This is a genomic window from Paucibacter sp. B51 (genome assembly GCF_027863535.1).
GTDB classification, from domain to species: domain Bacteria; phylum Pseudomonadota; class Gammaproteobacteria; order Burkholderiales; family Burkholderiaceae_C; genus Paucibacter_A; species Paucibacter_A aquatilis.
This window is the reverse complement of the sequence record NZ_JAPIVN010000001.1, coordinates 2,906,694-2,921,719: the sequence shown is the minus strand read 5'-3', so window position 1 is coordinate 2,921,719 and position 15,026 is coordinate 2,906,694. Positions and strand designations below refer to the sequence as shown.

General features: G+C 70.8%; 14 protein-coding genes. 8 read left to right on the top strand and 6 right to left on the bottom strand.

The annotated features are described in order from the left end of the window. Window positions 1–6 precede the first annotated feature (6 nt). Window positions 7–2,025 carry a type IV pili methyl-accepting chemotaxis transducer N-terminal domain-containing protein gene (locus OOB33_RS12505; RefSeq protein ID WP_271008905.1) on the bottom strand — a complete coding sequence of 673 codons (2,019 nt, stop codon included), beginning with the start codon at window positions 2,023–2,025 and terminating at the stop codon, window positions 7–9. 166 nt (window positions 2,026–2,191) lie between these two features. Here OOB33_RS12505 and ubiU point away from each other — a divergent pair, with 166 nt between their 5' ends. The 8 genes from ubiU to OOB33_RS12465 all read left to right on the top strand — a co-directional run bounded on the left by ubiU (window position 2,192) and on the right by OOB33_RS12465 (window position 10,416). Then, complete coding sequence (gene ubiU, locus OOB33_RS12500; RefSeq protein ID WP_271008904.1) at window positions 2,192–3,217, top strand: ubiquinone anaerobic biosynthesis protein UbiU; 1,026 nt, start codon at window positions 2,192–2,194, stop codon at window positions 3,215–3,217. Between the two features lie 163 nt (window positions 3,218–3,380). Next, window positions 3,381–4,328, top strand: a complete 948-nt coding sequence (locus OOB33_RS12495; protein ID WP_271008903.1) for a U32 family peptidase — start codon at window positions 3,381–3,383, stop codon at window positions 4,326–4,328. Next, entirely contained in the window at window positions 4,321–4,779 is a 459-nt protein-coding gene (gene ubiT, locus OOB33_RS12490) for a ubiquinone anaerobic biosynthesis accessory factor UbiT (protein ID WP_271008902.1), read from the top strand. The genes OOB33_RS12495 and ubiT overlap by 8 nt, the downstream gene beginning before the upstream one ends. Window positions 4,780–4,929: 150 nt before the next feature. Continuing rightward, window positions 4,930–6,192, top strand: coding sequence for a putative Na+/H+ antiporter (locus OOB33_RS12485; RefSeq protein WP_271008901.1), 1,263 nt, complete (start codon window positions 4,930–4,932; stop codon window positions 6,190–6,192). A gap of 152 nt (window positions 6,193–6,344) precedes the next feature. After that, window positions 6,345–8,399 carry a ribonucleoside triphosphate reductase gene (locus OOB33_RS12480; protein ID WP_271008900.1) on the top strand — a complete coding sequence of 685 codons (2,055 nt, stop codon included), beginning with the start codon at window positions 6,345–6,347 and terminating at the stop codon, window positions 8,397–8,399. Between the two features lie 31 nt (window positions 8,400–8,430). Continuing rightward, window positions 8,431–8,655: an anaerobic ribonucleoside-triphosphate reductase gene (gene nrdD, locus OOB33_RS12475; RefSeq protein WP_271008899.1), complete on the top strand. Its 225-nt coding sequence runs from the start codon at window positions 8,431–8,433 to the stop codon at window positions 8,653–8,655. After that, window positions 8,652–9,383: an anaerobic ribonucleoside-triphosphate reductase activating protein gene (locus tag OOB33_RS12470; protein ID WP_271008898.1), complete on the top strand. Its 732-nt coding sequence runs from the start codon at window positions 8,652–8,654 to the stop codon at window positions 9,381–9,383. The genes nrdD and OOB33_RS12470 overlap by 4 nt, the downstream gene beginning before the upstream one ends. A gap of 217 nt (window positions 9,384–9,600) precedes the next feature. Further along, window positions 9,601–10,416 (top strand): Crp/Fnr family transcriptional regulator, encoded by an 816-nt coding sequence (locus OOB33_RS12465; protein WP_271008897.1) that lies wholly within the window; start codon window positions 9,601–9,603, stop codon window positions 10,414–10,416. Between the two features lie 39 nt (window positions 10,417–10,455). Here the strand turns inward: OOB33_RS12465 and OOB33_RS12460 are convergent, their stop codons facing one another. Genes OOB33_RS12460 through OOB33_RS12440 form a run of 5 tightly spaced genes read right to left on the bottom strand, consistent with a single transcriptional unit; the run spans window position 10,456 to window position 15,021 of the window. Continuing rightward, window positions 10,456–11,526 (bottom strand): hypothetical protein, encoded by a 1,071-nt coding sequence (locus OOB33_RS12460; RefSeq protein ID WP_271008896.1) that lies wholly within the window; start codon window positions 11,524–11,526, stop codon window positions 10,456–10,458. After that, window positions 11,523–11,867 (bottom strand): metal-sulfur cluster assembly factor, encoded by a 345-nt coding sequence (locus OOB33_RS12455; RefSeq protein ID WP_271008895.1) that lies wholly within the window; start codon window positions 11,865–11,867, stop codon window positions 11,523–11,525. Before OOB33_RS12455 ends, OOB33_RS12460 begins: the two co-directional genes overlap by 4 nt. A 1-nt stretch (window position 11,868) precedes the next feature. Beyond that, the gene (locus OOB33_RS12450) at window positions 11,869–13,074 is read right to left on the bottom strand and encodes an NnrS family protein (protein WP_271008894.1); all 1,206 of its coding nucleotides are present in this window, start codon (window positions 13,072–13,074) and stop codon (window positions 11,869–11,871) included. Further along, the gene (gene ccoG, locus OOB33_RS12445; protein ID WP_271008893.1) at window positions 13,074–14,525 is read right to left on the bottom strand and encodes a cytochrome c oxidase accessory protein CcoG; all 1,452 of its coding nucleotides are present in this window, start codon (window positions 14,523–14,525) and stop codon (window positions 13,074–13,076) included. The genes OOB33_RS12450 and ccoG overlap by 1 nt, the downstream gene beginning before the upstream one ends. Continuing rightward, window positions 14,512–15,021 (bottom strand): RrF2 family transcriptional regulator, encoded by a 510-nt coding sequence (locus tag OOB33_RS12440; protein WP_271008892.1) that lies wholly within the window; start codon window positions 15,019–15,021, stop codon window positions 14,512–14,514. Before OOB33_RS12440 ends, ccoG begins: the two co-directional genes overlap by 14 nt. Between the last annotated feature and the right edge of the window lie 5 nt (window positions 15,022–15,026).

The following is a 15,026-nucleotide window of genomic DNA, read 5'->3' as shown; positions in this document are numbered from 1 at the left end:
TCCTCGTCAGGCCTGTGCGCCCGCTTGCTGTTCCGTTGGCTTGCCGGCCGGCGGCCGCGCCGCCAGCGTCAGCACCACGCAGGTGCCGGCCCCGGCCACCGAGCTCAGCTCCACCTCGGCGCCGATGCGCTCGGCGCGCTCCTTCATGATGCGCAGGCCGACATGGGTTTCGTCCGGCTCGGGCGCGTCGTCGGCGATGCCGCAGCCGTCGTCGCGCAGCTCGAAGCGCCAGCGCGGCGCCTGCTGCACCTCCAGCCACACGGCGCGCGCCCCCGCATGCTTGCGCACATTGCTCAGCGCCTCCTGCAGCACATGCAGCACCTGCACCTGCACATCGGGCGCCAGCGGCAGGCCCTGGCCCTCGATGCTCAGATGGGTGCTCAGGCCGGTCTGGTGCTCGAACTTGCGCAAACAGGTCTGCAGGGCGGGCCCGATGTCCTCGGCATTGGTGCGGGTGCGGAAATGCAGCAGCAGCGCGCGCACATCGGCCAGGCTCTCCTGCACGCCGGCATCGAGCTCGGCCACCGTGGCGGCGATCTGCGTCGCCTCGGCGCGCTGCAGGGCCTGGCGCAGCAGGGCGACCTGGATCTTCAGGAAGGACAGGCCCTGGGCGATCGAGTCATGCAGCTCGCGCGCCAGCATGCCGCGCTCCTCGGCCAGCGCCGACTCGCGCTGCAGCGCCGCGACGCGCAGGCTCTCGATGGCGCCGGCCAGATGGCTGGCCAGGGTCTCCAGCAGGCTGCGATCCTCATCGCCCAGCGTGCGTGGCTGGCGGTAGAACAAATTGAGCTCGCCGACGATGCGCTCCTGCAGGCGCAGCGGCACGCTGATCACCGTGCGGAAGCCGGCCCGTTCGCAATGGCCGAGCAGCTCGGCCTCTTCCAGCTGTCCCAGCTGTCCCAGCTGTTCCTGCTGTCCCTGCTGACCGGCCGCCGGCTGCTCGCTCCAGGGTCGGATCGGGATGATGCGGGTGCGCGCCTGGCCCTGGGCCTGGCCGCAGAAACAGTCACCGGTGGGCAGGCACTGCTCCTCGTCCAGCAGCTCTGGCGGCAGGCCGTCGGAGGCCAGCATCAGGTAGCGCCGGTTGCCCTCGTCGGACCAGCGCACCGCGGTCGCGTCGGCCTGCGCGGCAGCGCGCAGCTGGCGGGCGAAGCCCTGGGCCAGCTCGTCCAGCGAATCGGCCTCGCTGACCCAGGCGGCGGCCTTGTAGAGCGCGGCCAGGCGGGCGTTCTGCGCCTCCAGGCCCAGCGTCTTTTCCTCGACCTTGGCCTCCAGGCTCTGGTAGAGCTGCTGCAGGGTCTCGGCCATCTGGTTGAAGCCCTCGGACAGGGCGCCGAACTCGTCGCCCGAGTGGATCTGCACGCGGGCGTCCAGATCACCCTGGCGCACGCGTGCCAGGCCGGCCTGCAGGCGGCCGAGCGGGTTGAAGATCAGCAGATAGCCGGCATAGAGCAAGGCCAGTGCCGCCGCCAGGGCCAGGCCGACCATGGCGAATTGCAACGCATTGAGCCAGGTGGTCAGCCGCGCCAGCTGCAGCTCGATGGCCGAGACGAAGACATCGATGCGCAGCACAAAGGCCTCGGCCTGCGCGGCCAGCTGCTGCTGCGACGGGGCGGGCCGGGCCGCCCAGTCGGCGCGCAGGCGCTGCCAGTCGGCCTGCACCGCGGCAAAGGCGGCCAGCGAGCCGGTGTCCTGCGGCAGGAACAGCGGCCGCGCCGGGTCACCGCTGCGCAGCAGTCGCAGGCTGTGCTCGAACTGCTCCAGCTGGCCGGAGATCTCGCCCGAGTCGCCGCCACCCAGGGCCTGGGCCAGGCGCCAGGTCTGCATGCGCATGCGGCCGGCCTCGTTGACGGCCGCCGCCCCGCCTTCCAGCCGCCAGGTCAGCGACAGGGTCAGGGCAATCACCGCCAGGGCGAGCAAGAGCACCACGGCCCCGATCAGGCTCAGCTTGGCGCTGAGTGTCCAGGGCCGGCGTGGCCGGTGGCCGGGATGGCTGGGGCTGCTGGACAAAGAGGCTGGCGTCATCGGCCCATTGTCGGCCAGACCGCGGCTTGAGCCCGCTCAAGCCAAAGCCTTGCGGGCGAACAAGCAGCAGCTTGGAGCCCACCGCTAGATTCCATGGCGCTGTACCGGCACCGCCGCAGCACCCATTTCTCCAGCCACCCAAGACCGTTCTCCTTCTCTTGCACACATGTCCAGCCAACTTCCCCATCTGGTTGCGCCGGCCGGCTCGCTGCGCGCGCTGACCCTGGCCATCGACGCCGGCGCCGATGCCGTCTACCTCGGCCTCAGAAACGCCACCAATGCGCGCAATTTCGCCGGCCTGAACTTCGACGAAGCGCAGGTGCGCGAAGGCCTGGCCTACGCCCATGCGCGCGGCCGCCAGGTCTTGATGGCGCTGAACACCTATGCCGATGCGCTGGACGAGACGCCCTGGCATGCCGCCGTCGACGCCGCTGCCGAGCTGGGTGCCGACGCGCTGATCGTCGCCGACAGCGCGGTGCTGGCCTACGCCCATGCGCAGCATCCGGCGCTGCGCCTGCATCTGTCGGTGCAGGCCTCGGCGACCAGCCATGCCGCCATCGAGTTCTACCGGCAGCGCTACGGCATCCAGCGTGCGGTGCTGCCGCGGGTGCTGACGCTGCAGCAGGTGCAGCAGGTGATACGCAACACCGAGGTGGAGATCGAGGTCTTCGGCTTCGGCAGCCTGTGCGTGATGGTGGAGGGGCGCTGCGCCCTGTCCTCCTACGCCACCGGCCAGTCACCCAACACCGCCGGCGTCTGCTCGCCGCCGGCCGCGGTGCAATGGCTGGAGGGCCCGGACGGCGTCGAGGCGCGCCTGGCGGGCGTGCTGATTGACCGTTATGGACCGCAGGAGCCGCGCGGCTACCCGACGCTGTGCAAAGGCCGCTTCAGCGTCGGCGACAGCGCAGCGGCCGGCCATGCAGCTGACTACGCGCTGGAGGAGCCGACCAGCCTGAACACCCTGGCCCTGCTGCCCCAGCTGCTGGCCAGCGGCGTGCGCGCGATCAAGATCGAGGGCCGCCAGCGCAGCCCCAGCTATGTGGCCGGCGTCACCCGCGTCTGGCGCCAGGCCCTGGACAGCCTGGCCGGCGGCGGCCGCTACAGCGTGCAGCCCGCCTGGCAGCAGGAGCTGGGCCGCTGGGCCGAGGGGCAGCAAAGCACGCTCGGCGCCTTCGACCGCCCCTGGCGCTGAGAGGGTGCGACCTTTCTACTGCGCGACCACCATGCGTCGTTGGGCGGTGCTCGGAATCCTCACGTACAGGAAGTACGTTCCGGTTCCTGCGCTCCGCCCGCCTAGCCTGGCAGCCGCTCGCTACAAAAGTTCACACCCTCTGAGCCACTAATCCGACATCGCCATGAAACAAACCACTCAATCAAACCGCATCGAACTGACCGTCGGCCCGCTGCAGTACTGGTGGCCGCGCGCGCAGATGCTGGCCTTTTATGCCGAGCTGGCCGAGGGGCCGGCGGACTGCCTGGTGCTGGGCGAGGTCTGCTGCTCGCGCCGCAATGAGTTCAGCCTGGCCGACTGGCTGGACCTGGGCCGCGATCTGCAGGCCTGCGGCAAGCAGGTGCGCCTGGCCACGCTGCCCCTGGTGATGAGCGAGGCGGAGCTGCGCGGCGTGCGCCGCATCGCCGAGCAGACGGAGTTCAGCATCGAGGCCGGCGACGCCAGCGCGCTGCAGGCCTGGAGCGAGCAGCCCGGCGCCACGCGCCGTCCGCTGGTGCTGGGCCCGCAGCTCAATCTCTACAGCGCCGGCGCGCTGCGCGAGGCCTTGCGCGAGGGGCCGGACATCAGCACCTGGGTGGCGCCGCTGGAGCTGGCACTCGATGCGGTGGCGCGCGTCAACCCGGCCGGCCCCGGGCGCCGGGTGGCGACCGAGGTCTTCGGCTTCGGCCGCATGCCTCTGGCCTTTTCGGCGCGCTGCTTCACCGCCCGCCACCACCGGCTCAGCAAGGACCAGTGCGAGTTCCGCTGCCGCGACGATGCCGACGGCCTGCTGCTGCGCAGCAGCGAGGGCCAGGCCTTTCTCGCGCTCAACGGCATCAGCACCCAGTCGGCCGATCTGCACTGCCTGATCACCCAGCTGCCACAGCTGCGCAGCGCCGGCGTCGACCGGCTGCGGCTCTCGCCCTGCAGCCAGGGCTTTGCCGAGGTGCTGCAGCTGTTCGAGGCGGTGCTGAACCAGGGCGCGCCGGCCGCGCCGGCACTGGCGCGGCTGCGCCAGCTGCCGCTGCCGGGCGCCCTGGTCGACGGCTTCGCGCGGCGCCAGCCGGGCATGCGGGAGATCGACCATGTCTGAACCCGGACACAGCGCGCCCCGCCAGCCCTCGGCCCCCGCCTGGCTGAGCCACGGCCGCGCCCTGCTGCGCCGCCTGCCAACCGAGCCGCCGTCCTGGTGCGCCGCGCGCGCGCTGGACCGCCTGCTCTGGCCGCGCCTGGACGCCGGCCAGCGCGCCGCCCTGCAGGGCCGCATCGTCGAGCTGGAGCTGGTGGAAAGCGGCCTGCGGCTGCGCCTGCGCCTGGGCCCCGACGGCTTCGAGGCGGTACGCGGCCGCGTTGCGGCGCCGGCCCTGCTGCTGCGCGCCCGCAGCGCCGCGCTGTGGCGCCTGCTGGGCGGCCAGGACGATGCCGACCGCCTGTTCTTCGAACGCGCGCTGGTGATGGAGGGCGACACCGAGTACGGCCTGGTGCTGAAGAACACGCTGGACGCGATCGGCCCGCTGCTGCCGGCCTGGACCGAGCGGCTCTGAGCGGGAAGGCGCAGCAGGACGGGGGTCGGCAAGCGGCTTCGCTACACTGCGCCCCGGGTGCTGTGCCGAGTCGCGGGGCAGCAGGTTTGATTGCGCTGGTCGGGCCGCCGCGCGAGCCAAGGGCGCGCGCGCCCGTCTTTGTTCATGCCTATGAATCCCGATCCCAGCACCATCCAGACCATCGCCCTGGTCATCTTCGCCCTGGCCCTGGTCCACACCTTCGCCGCCAAGCAGCTCGAACGTCTCTCGCACCGCTACCCCGGCCATGCCGGTCTCTTCCATCTGCTGGGCGAGGTGGAGGTGGTGTTCGGCTTCTGGGCCATCCTGCTGATCATGGCCATGGGCCTGGTGCAAGGCGGCAGCCAGGCGCTCAGCTATGCCGAGTCGCGCAACTACACCGAGCCGCTGTTCGTCTTCGTCGTCATGGTGGTGGCTGCGTCGCGGCCGGTGCTGCGCACCGTCATCTGGGCCGTCGACAGCATCGCCCGCTTGCTGCCACTGCCGACGCAGATCGCCAGCGCCTGGCTGGGCCTGGCCGCCGTGCCCATACTCGGCTCGCTGATCACCGAGCCGGCGGCGATGACGATTGCCGCGCTGATGCTGGCGCCGCAGATCTTCCGCCCCGAGGTGCCCGAGCGCCTGAAGTACCTGGCCCTGGGTGTGCTGTTCGTCAATGTCTCCATCGGCGGCACGCTGACCTCCTATGCCGCGCCGCCGGTGCTGATGGTAGCCTCCACCTGGCAGTGGGACAGCGCCTTCATGTTCAGCCACTTCGGCTGGAAGGCGGCGGTGGCCGTGGCCATCAATGCGACGGTGGCGGTGTTCCTGCTGCGCCGCCATCTGCTGCCCGCCGACGCGCAGAAGCGGGGCACGGAAGCCGCCGTGCCGGTGACGGTGGTGCTGGTGCATCTGGCCCTGCTGGCCGGCGTCGTGCTGCTGGCCCATCACCCGGTGGCCTTTCTCGGCCTTTTCCTGATGTTCCTCGGCTTCACCCAAGCCTACGAGCGTCACCAGAGCCCGCTGATCCTGAAGGAGGCCTTGCTGGTGGCCTTCTTCCTGGCCGGCCTGGTGGTGCTGGGCGGCATGCAGGCCTGGTGGCTGCAGCCCATCGTCTCCAGCCTGGAGCCGCTGGCCCTGTTCTTCGGCGCGCTCGGCCTGACCGCTATCACCGACAACGCGGCGCTGACCTACCTTGGCTCGCTGATCACCGGCATCTCCGACCCGGCCAAGTACATGCTGGTGGCCGGCGCGGTGGCCGGCGGCGGCCTGACCGTGATCGCCAATGCGCCGAACCCGGCCGGCGTGGCCCTGCTCAAGCGCGGCTTCGAGGACGAGTCGGTCGGCGCCGGCGGCCTGCTGCTGGGCGCGCTGGGGCCCACGGCCATGGCGGCGGCGGCTTTCCTGCTGCTCTGATCCAGCCGCGCGCGCTGGCGCCCACCGGCGCCCCCAGCAGATCCCCTTTTGCGCCAGCGCAAGCTTTGCCGATTCGCTAACGATTTCCTGTTGCGGACGCTATATCTAGTGCCTATCCTGCCGGTCGACACTACATATGGAGAAATTCCGCCATGCAAATCAGCAAACGCTGCGGCGCCCGCGTTGAGTTCGACGCCCTCAAGATCACCCAGGCCCTGGCACGTGCCGGCGCCGCCAGTGGCGAGCTGGCGGGCGAAGCGGCTGCACGGCTGACCGAGCAATCTGTGCTGCCGCAGCTGTGGGCACGCTGTGCCAGCGCGGCGGCTCAAGCGGGCAGCCCGGCCCCCGTCCTGCTTGCGGTCGAGGACATCCAGGATGCCGTCGAGACGGCGCTGTTCGAGGCCGGCCTGCGCCGCACCTTGCGCGCCTATGTGGTCTACCGCGAGCAGCATGCCAAGCTGCGCGGCGCCCGCCAGACCCTGGTCGCTGTGCAGGACACCATGGACGAGTACCTGCAGCAGCGTGACTGGCGCATCAAGGCCAATGCCAACCAGGGCTGGAGCCTGGGCGGCCTGATCCTCAATGTCTCGGGCAAGGTGGTGGCCAATTACTGGCTGGACCAGGTCTACCCGCCCGAAGTCGGCCGCGCCCACCGCGAGGCCGATCTGCACATCCATGACCTGGACATGCTCAGCGGCTACTGCGCCGGCTGGTCGCTGCGCACGCTGCTGAACGAGGGGCTCAACGGCGTGGCCGGCAAGGTCGAATCAGGCCCGCCGCTGCACCTGAGCAGCGCGGTCGGGCAGATCGTCAACTTCCTCGGCACGCTGCAGAACGAATGGGCCGGCGCCCAGGCCTTCAGCAGCTTCGACACCTATCTGGCGCCCTATGTGCGCAAGGACGGCCTGAGCTACGCCCAGGTGCGCCAGTGCATGCAGGAGCTGGTCTACAACCTCAACGTGCCCTCGCGCTGGGGCACGCAGACACCTTTCACCAACCTGACCTTCGACTGGACCTGCCCCGAGGACCTGCGCGAGCAGGTGCCGCAGATCGCCGGCCGCGAGATGCCCTTTCGCTACGGCGAGCTGCAGGCCGAGATGGACCTGATCAACCGCGCCTATATCGAGGTGATGATGGCCGGCGATGCCAAGGGCCGGGCCTTCACCTTCCCCATCCCGACCTACAACATCACACCCGACTTCGACTGGCACAGCGCCAATGCCGAGGCCTTGTTCGAGATGACGGCGCGCTATGGCCTGCCCTACTTCCAGAACTTCCTCAACTCCGAGCTGCAGCCGAATATGGTGCGCTCGATGTGCTGCCGCCTGCAGCTGGACCTGCGCGAACTGCTCAAGCGCGGCAACGGCCTGTTCGGCTCGGCCGAGCAGACCGGTTCGCTGGGCGTGGTGACCATCAACTGCGCCCGCCTGGGCCATCTGCATGCCGGCGACGAGGCCGGCCTGCTGGCCCGGCTCGACCAGCTGCTGGACCTGGGCCGCGACAGCCTGGAGATCAAGCGCAAGCTGATCCAGCGCCTGATCGACGAGGGCCTGTTCCCCTACACCCGCCGCTACCTGGGCACCTTGCGCAACCACTTCTCGACCCTGGGCGTGAATGGCATCAACGAGATGATCCGCAACTTCAGCGCCGACCGCGAGGACATCACCACGCCGGCCGGCCATGCCCTGGCCCTGCGCCTGCTGGACCATGTGCGCGCCCGCATGGTGGAGTTCCAGGAGCAGACCGGCCATCTCTACAACCTGGAGGCCACGCCGGCCGAGGGCACGACCTACCGCTTCGCCAAGGAAGACCGCAAGCGCTTCCCCGCCATCCTGCAGGCAGGCACGCCCGAGCAGCCCTACTACACCAACAGCTCGCAGCTGCCGGTGGGCTTCACCGACGACCCCTTCGAAGCCCTGGAGCGCCAGGACGCGCTGCAGCGCAAGTACACCGGCGGCACGGTGCTGCATCTGTACATGAACGAGGCGCTGAGCAGCGCCGAGGCGTGCCGCGAGCTGGTGCGGCGCTCGCTTTCGCGCTTTCGCCTGCCCTATATCACCGTGACACCGACCTTCTCCATCTGCCCCACGCACGGCTATCTGAGCGGCCGGCATGAGTTCTGCCCGCATTGCGATGCCGAGGCGCTGGCGCGCAAGAGCCAGGCCCAGGCCCAGGCTGCGGCAGCGTCCCTTCTCCCCACCCCCTGAACTCCCACTGAACCTCAACAAGGACCCGACCATGAACGAGAACACCGCACTGCATCTCAGCCCCGCCCCGCAGGACGGCCAGCCCCTGCTGCGCGAGGAGGAACGCCAGCGCTGCGAGATCTGGACCCGGGTGATGGGCTACCACCGCCCGGTCGCCTCCTTCAACACCGGCAAGCAGGGCGAGTTCCAGCAGCGTCTGCACTTCCAGGAGCGAACTTCACCCGCACTTGTTCCCACGCCCACGCCCTGCCGATGAGCGAGGCCGCGGCCGCCACGCTCGGCATCGCCGGCCTGAGCCGATTCAGCAGCGTCGACTACCCCGGCCAGCTGGCGGCGGTGGTCTTCCTGGCCGGCTGCCCCTGGCGCTGCGGCTACTGCCATAACCCGGATCTGCAGCGGCGCGGCTCGGCCCGCCTGCACTGGCCGGAGGTGCTGGCCTGGCTGGAGACGCGGGTCGGCCTGCTCGACGCCGTGGTCTTCAGCGGCGGCGAGCCGACGCTGGACCCGGCCCTGCCCCAGGCCATGGCACAGGCGCGCGCGCTCGGCTTTCGCATCGGCCTGCACAGCGCCGGTATGCGGCCGCAGCGCCTGCCGCCGCTGCTGCCCTTGCTGGACTGGGTGGGCCTGGACATCAAGGCGGCGCCGCAGGACGCGGCCCTGCTGGGCCGCGTCGCCGGCCTGCGCAGCACGGCCGCGGCCGAGCGCGCAGCCGCCGCGGTGCGCGCCAACCTGGCCCTGCTGATCGCCTCCGGCATCGCGCTGGAATGCCGCAGCACCGTTCATCCCTTGCTGCATCAGCCGCGGGCGCTGCGCGAGCTGGCCGAGCAGCTGAGCGCGGCCGGCGTGCGCCGCTGGGCCCTGCAGATCGCCCGGCCCGAGGGCTGCGCGCAGCCATTGCCACCGGTGCCGGCGGACTATCCGGCGCCGGCCCTGCTGGCCGATCTGGCCGCGACCCTGCCCGGCCTGATCCTCCGGCGCGGCTGAGATAACCCGTCAGATCGGCGCCTTTCTTGACAACGGTCAAGACCGGATGGAGTCGGCACGGGCCACCAAAAGGGGGATGCCCCGGGCGGGCAGATGCCGCTTTCTTGCACCAGTTCAAGGCCACACTGAGGCCATTGATGGTCGACTAGCGGCTCGCGGAACACAGGGGCCAAGCGCTCTTGCCCGCCGCCCGCCAAGCCCCGAGGAGACCGCCGTCATGACCCCCAGCATCCACCCGCAACGCGCCCAGGCCCCTGGGTCTGGCCTGCCCTTGTCCATCAGCGCGGACCTGGACCCGCCGCTCGCTGCCGCCGGCAGCAGGCCCGCGCACTCCCTGGCGCTGATGCAGGCTCTGCAACAGGCCTGGCCGGCCCTGGCGCGCGACGAGGAGGCCCTGCTGGCCCTGGCGGCCCTGGGCCGCAGCCACCGCATCCGCCAGCGCGGCCGCCTGCTCAGGGACGGCAGCAGCAACGAGGACGGCAGCCTCTGGCTGCTGGTGCGCGGCAAGCTCAGCATGGGCCGGCGCGCCGCTAAGGGCCAGTGGCGGCAGAGCCGGGCCCTGCACGGCGGCCAGTGGATAGACCTGGCCAGCGCCTGGCCCGGCGCCGCCTATCCCGAGACCGCGCTGGCGCTGACGCCGGTGCTGGCCCATGAGTTCCCGGCCCGCGCCATGCTGGCCTTGTGCCACGAGCATCCCTCGCTGCTGCTGGCCCTGCTGGGCAGCCTGGGCCGCCATGCCTGCGAGGCGCAGGAGTCGCGCCAGGCCCTCACCACCCAGGACTTCCCCGCCCGGCTGGCCGAATGGCTGCTGCAGCAGCACAAGCTCAGGGGCTGCGGTGACTGCCTGAGCCTGGGCCAGCTGAAGCGCGATCTCGCCGCCCAGCTGGGCGTGACGCCGGAAACCCTGTCGCGCACGCTGCGCCAGTTCCATGAGCAGGGCCTGATCGTGATGCAGCACAGCGAGCTGCGCATCCCCGAGCCGGCCCGCCTGGCCGCCCTGGGCCAGCGCCCGGCGGACGGCCGGCTGCGCTGAGGCGCAGGCGGTCTCAGGCCGGGCGATCAGGCCGAGCGATCAGGCCGGGCGGAGCAGCCAGGCCATGATGAGGCCGAACAGCAGCAGCGCCAGCGCATGGCCGGTGCCGGCCAGGGCCAGCCAGGCCGGCAGGCCGGCCAGCGCGGCCAGGCTGCGCAGCAGCAGGCTGGCGCCCATCAGGCCCAGGGGCAGCAGGGCCCAGCGGCTGTGGCGTGGCCGCAGGCCGGCCAGGGCCGGCAGCATCAGCGGCGCATGGCCGAAGACCATGGCGAAAACAAAGCCCAGCCACAGCAGATGCCAGGCCACGCCGCCGGCCTGGCCCTGGCCGGCCAGGCCGGCCGCAGCCGCCGCCAGCAGCCAGACATAGCCCAGCAGCAGGCAGATCGCCGTGTGGCCGGCCCAGCCGGGCATGCGCCACTGCAGCCGGGCCAGGTCGAAGCGCAGCAGCCACAGGGCCAGCAGGCCCAGCACCGCCCAGCCCAGGCGCGCCGCCAGCTCGGGCAGCGGGCCCATCAACAGGGCCACGCCGGCCAGCAGGCCCCAGGCGATGAGAAAGGCGCGGGCGGCCCAGCTCGGCAGCGGCCGCAGCCGCATCAGCTCGCGCCGCTCGCCAACGATGGTCAAGACCAGGAACAGGCTCCAGCCCCAGCGCGCCTGGGTGGCCGCACCCAGCGCAAATTCCAGCGCCGCCCACAGCAGGGCCAGGGCCGCACTGGCCTCCACGGCCAGCGGCAGCGAGAGCGCGCGGTAACGCGCCGCCCACAGGTACAGGCCGCACAGGCCCAGGGCCGTCAACACCCAGAGCCCGGCCGCCCAGGGCCACAGGCCCAGCGCGGCCAGCAGGCCGGCCGCGCCCGAGCCCAGCGGCACCCAGAGGCCGCGGCGCAGAGCCACGGCCCGCTCCAGGCTGATCAGGCTGGCGAAGAAGCCGGCCATCATGAAGGCGCCATGTCCGAGCAGGGCCTGCGCTCCCGGATCGCCCAGGTCGGCGTGGAGGCTGCCCAGGCGCAGCAAGCCGCCGAACAGACCGGCCAGCAGGTTCAGCAGCGCCAGCAGCAGGGCCAGCAGCAGCCAGTGCCGCGCCAGCGGCGGGCTCTGCGCCGGCCTCATGGTCCGACACCGCCCTCCTCCGCCCCCCAGCCCAGGCGGGCGCGCAGGGCAGGCGCCATGCGCTGCGGTGACCAGGCGATGGCCCAGTCCATATCGACCTCGACCCGCCAGTCGGCCGGCAGCAGGCGCTCGATGGCACAGCCGGCCTCGTCCATGATCTGGTCGGCCATGGGGCAGGTCGCGCTGGTCGGGATCAGCAACAGCGAGGCCAGCTGCGGGCCCAGCTGCAGCGACTCGATCAGGCCGAGGTCGACAATGTTCTCGCCGATCTCCGGGTCGGCCACGCCGCGCAGGGCCTGCAGGATCTGCTCACGCAGCGGGTCATGGTTCTGATCGCTCATCTCAAACGCTCCTTTTTTCCAACAGCCAGGGGCCGTAGCGCAAGGCCCAGGCCAGGGCCAGCACGGCGAAAGCCAGGGCCGCGGCACCGAGCAGCAGACCGGCCTGCGGCCAGGCCGGCGCCAGGGCGGCGGCCAAGCGGGCCAGGCTCAGCAGCTGCAGCAGGCCCTGCATCAGCCACAGGCCGCGGTCCACCGCCACGCTGCGGCCCTGCTGCACCGCAGTGACCCGGCTGGCCATGGCCAGCAAGGTCGTGCCCATAAAGCCCAGGCTCAGCGCATGCAGGGCCGCCATGGCCAGCGGCCGCTGCAAATCCGCGCGGCCCAGTGCGGCGGCGAGCTGCGCCGAGGCTTCCAGCGCCAGGCTCAGGCCCAGCCAAAGATAGCCGGCGTGCAGCTGGGCGACCAGGGGTGTGCGCCGGGCGGCGGCCAGCTCGGGCCGCTGCGCATCGCGCCAGACGCACAGGGCCAGGCCAGCCAGCAAGGCGGCGGCGAGCAGCTGCAGCTGCAGCGGCGCCGGCACCGGCCAGGCGTGAAGTTCGGCCAGGTCCAGGCCGGCGCGCAGCAGCAGGCTGAGCAGCAGGCCGCCGAGCAGGCCAGGCGCACGCCGACCCTGCTCGTGGACAAAAGGCGTCAGGCGCTGCACGGCCAATATGAAGACACTGCCCAGCCCCAGCCACAGGCCCAGGCGCTGCGCCGTCTGCAGCAGGGCCGGCTGCTCGAACCCCAGCGCCAGCGCCAGCGCCGCGAGCAGCTGGCACAGGCCGAGCCAGGCCAGTCCGGCGGCAATGCCCCAGGCATGGACCGAGCGGCGCGCGCCCGGCCGGCCGCAGCGGCGCAGCAGACCCAGCGCCAGGCCCAGCAGCAGCAGGCCCGGCAGGGCCGCGAACGCGCCAGCAGCGCCGCGCCAGCCGCGGTGCTCGGCCAGCAACAGGCCCAGCCAACCCAGCAGGGCCGCAAAGGCGGGCAGGCGCAGCCGCTTGCCGTTCACGGGCGCCTGGTCCAGCCAGCGCGGCAGGCTGGTGCAGGCAAAGCCGGCGATGAACAGCGGCATAAAGCCCAGGCTCATCAGCAAGCCATGCAGCACCGGCGCCGGCAGCAAGCCGCCCGCAGGGCTCAGCCAAGCCAACAGGCGCGCCGCCCACCAGAGCGCGCTGGCCAGCCAGAGCGCGGCGGCAGCGGCAAACAGCGGGCGGTGCGGCGAGATCATCAGCGCGGCAGGTAGAACACCGCCTTGCTGCGGTAGCGGCTGCCGGGGCGGTCCAGATCCTCGGCGATAAAGAAGACAGTGTGGGTGCCCGGCTGCAGACCGGCCTGCGGCGGCAGGCGCAGCTGCACCGGCAGCGCGCCGATGGCGGCCGGCGCCAGCAGCAGCTCGCCTTCGTTTCCGCCGCCACTGCCGCTGGCGCGCAATTGCAGGCCGGCCAGGCCCTCGGCGCGCAGGACCAGGCGCAGCGGCCGCTCGGTGCGGTTGATCAGCTGCAGGCGGTAGGCGTTCTCGACCACGCCGTCCTCCACCTGGCGGGCCATGGTGTTGCGGTCCTTGACCACATCGATCAGCAGCTCGCTGCGCTGCTGCAGGCTGAAGGCAAAGCCGGCGCTCAGCAGCAGCAGGCCGGCGCCGTAGATCAGCACCCGCGGCCGCAGCACCCGGGCCAGCATCTGGGCGCGGGTCCAGTGGTTCTTGATGCCGTTCTCGGTGGCGTAGCGGATCAGGCCGCGCGGCGCTCCGACCTTGTCCATCACCTGGTCACAGACGTCAATGCAGGCAGCGCAGCCTATGCATTCGTTTTGCAGTCCATTGCGGATGTCAATGCCGGTGGGGCAAACCTGCACGCACAGGGTGCAGTCCACGCAATCGGCGGTCTGGCCAAGCGCGAGCTCTGGCCCTTTGCGCGAACGCGCGCCACGCGGCTCGCCGCGGGCGGCGTCGTAGCTGATGATCAGCGAATCGGCATCAATCAGGGCACTCTGAAAGCGCGCATAGGGGCAGATGTACTTGCACATCTGCTCGCGCAAAAACCCGGCGTTGCCATAGGTGGCGCCCGCGTAGAACAGCACCCAGAAACTCGGCCAAGCCGCGAGCTGCAGGTGCAAGAGCTGTTGGCTGAGCTCGCGGATCGGCACGAAGTAGCCGACGAAGCTGAAGCCGGTCAGCAAGGACAGGGCCAACCAGCCTCCGTGTTTGGCGGTCTTGCGCGCCAGCTTCTCAGCCGACCAGGGCGAACGGTCCAGGCGCATGCGCGCCTGGCGATCGCCCTCGGTATGGCGCTCGATCCACAGAAACATCTCGGTGTAGACGGTCTGCGGGCAGCTGTAGCCGCACCAGAGGCGGCCGGCCACGGCGGTGAAGAAGAACAAGGCCAGGGCGCTGAGCACCAGCAAGGCAGCCAGGTAGATGAAGTCCTGCGGCACGAACATCAGGCCCAAGACATAGAAACGCCCAGCCTCCAGATCGAACAGCAGGGCTTGGCGTTCATTCCACTGCAGCCAGGGCACGCCGTAGAAGAAGAGCTGGGTCAGGGCGACCATCAGCCAGCGCCAGTTGGCAAAGCGGCCACTGACCGAACGCGGGTAGACCTTGGCCTCGGCCACATACAGCGGAATCACCCGGGGCGCCGTCGAACCCAGCGGCGAGCGCGGGGTGTCAGAGTGGCTCATGGGGCTTTCGGCTGCGCCGTTTGATGGGGACGGGCTGAATGCTCAAGCCGGACAAGCCCACAGGCACGCCGCGCGACGTGGCGCTGGCGGGATTCTGGGCCGGGCTCAGGAGATCAGCCAGGCTGTGGCGATCCAGCTGCTCCAGGAAGGCCGCGAGCGCCTCGTTGAAGATCCCGGTCAGGCGGCAGCGGCCGGTCAGGCTGCAGGCATTGCCATTGCCGAGACACTCCACCAGGTAGAAGTCGGGCTCCACGGCGCGAACCAGTTCGCCGAGCATGATGTCTTCCGGCGCCAAAGCCAAGCTCATGCCCCCGCCTTTGCCACGCACGGTACGAATCCAGCCGCCCAGGCCGAGCTGGTGGGTGATCTTGGTCAGATGGGCTTCCGAGATGTCATAGGCCTGAGCGATCTCAGCCGTGGTGCAGAGCCGATCGGGATGCTGACCCAAATAGATCAGCATGCGCAAGGCGTAGTCGGTCATGGTGGTCAAACGCATGGCAG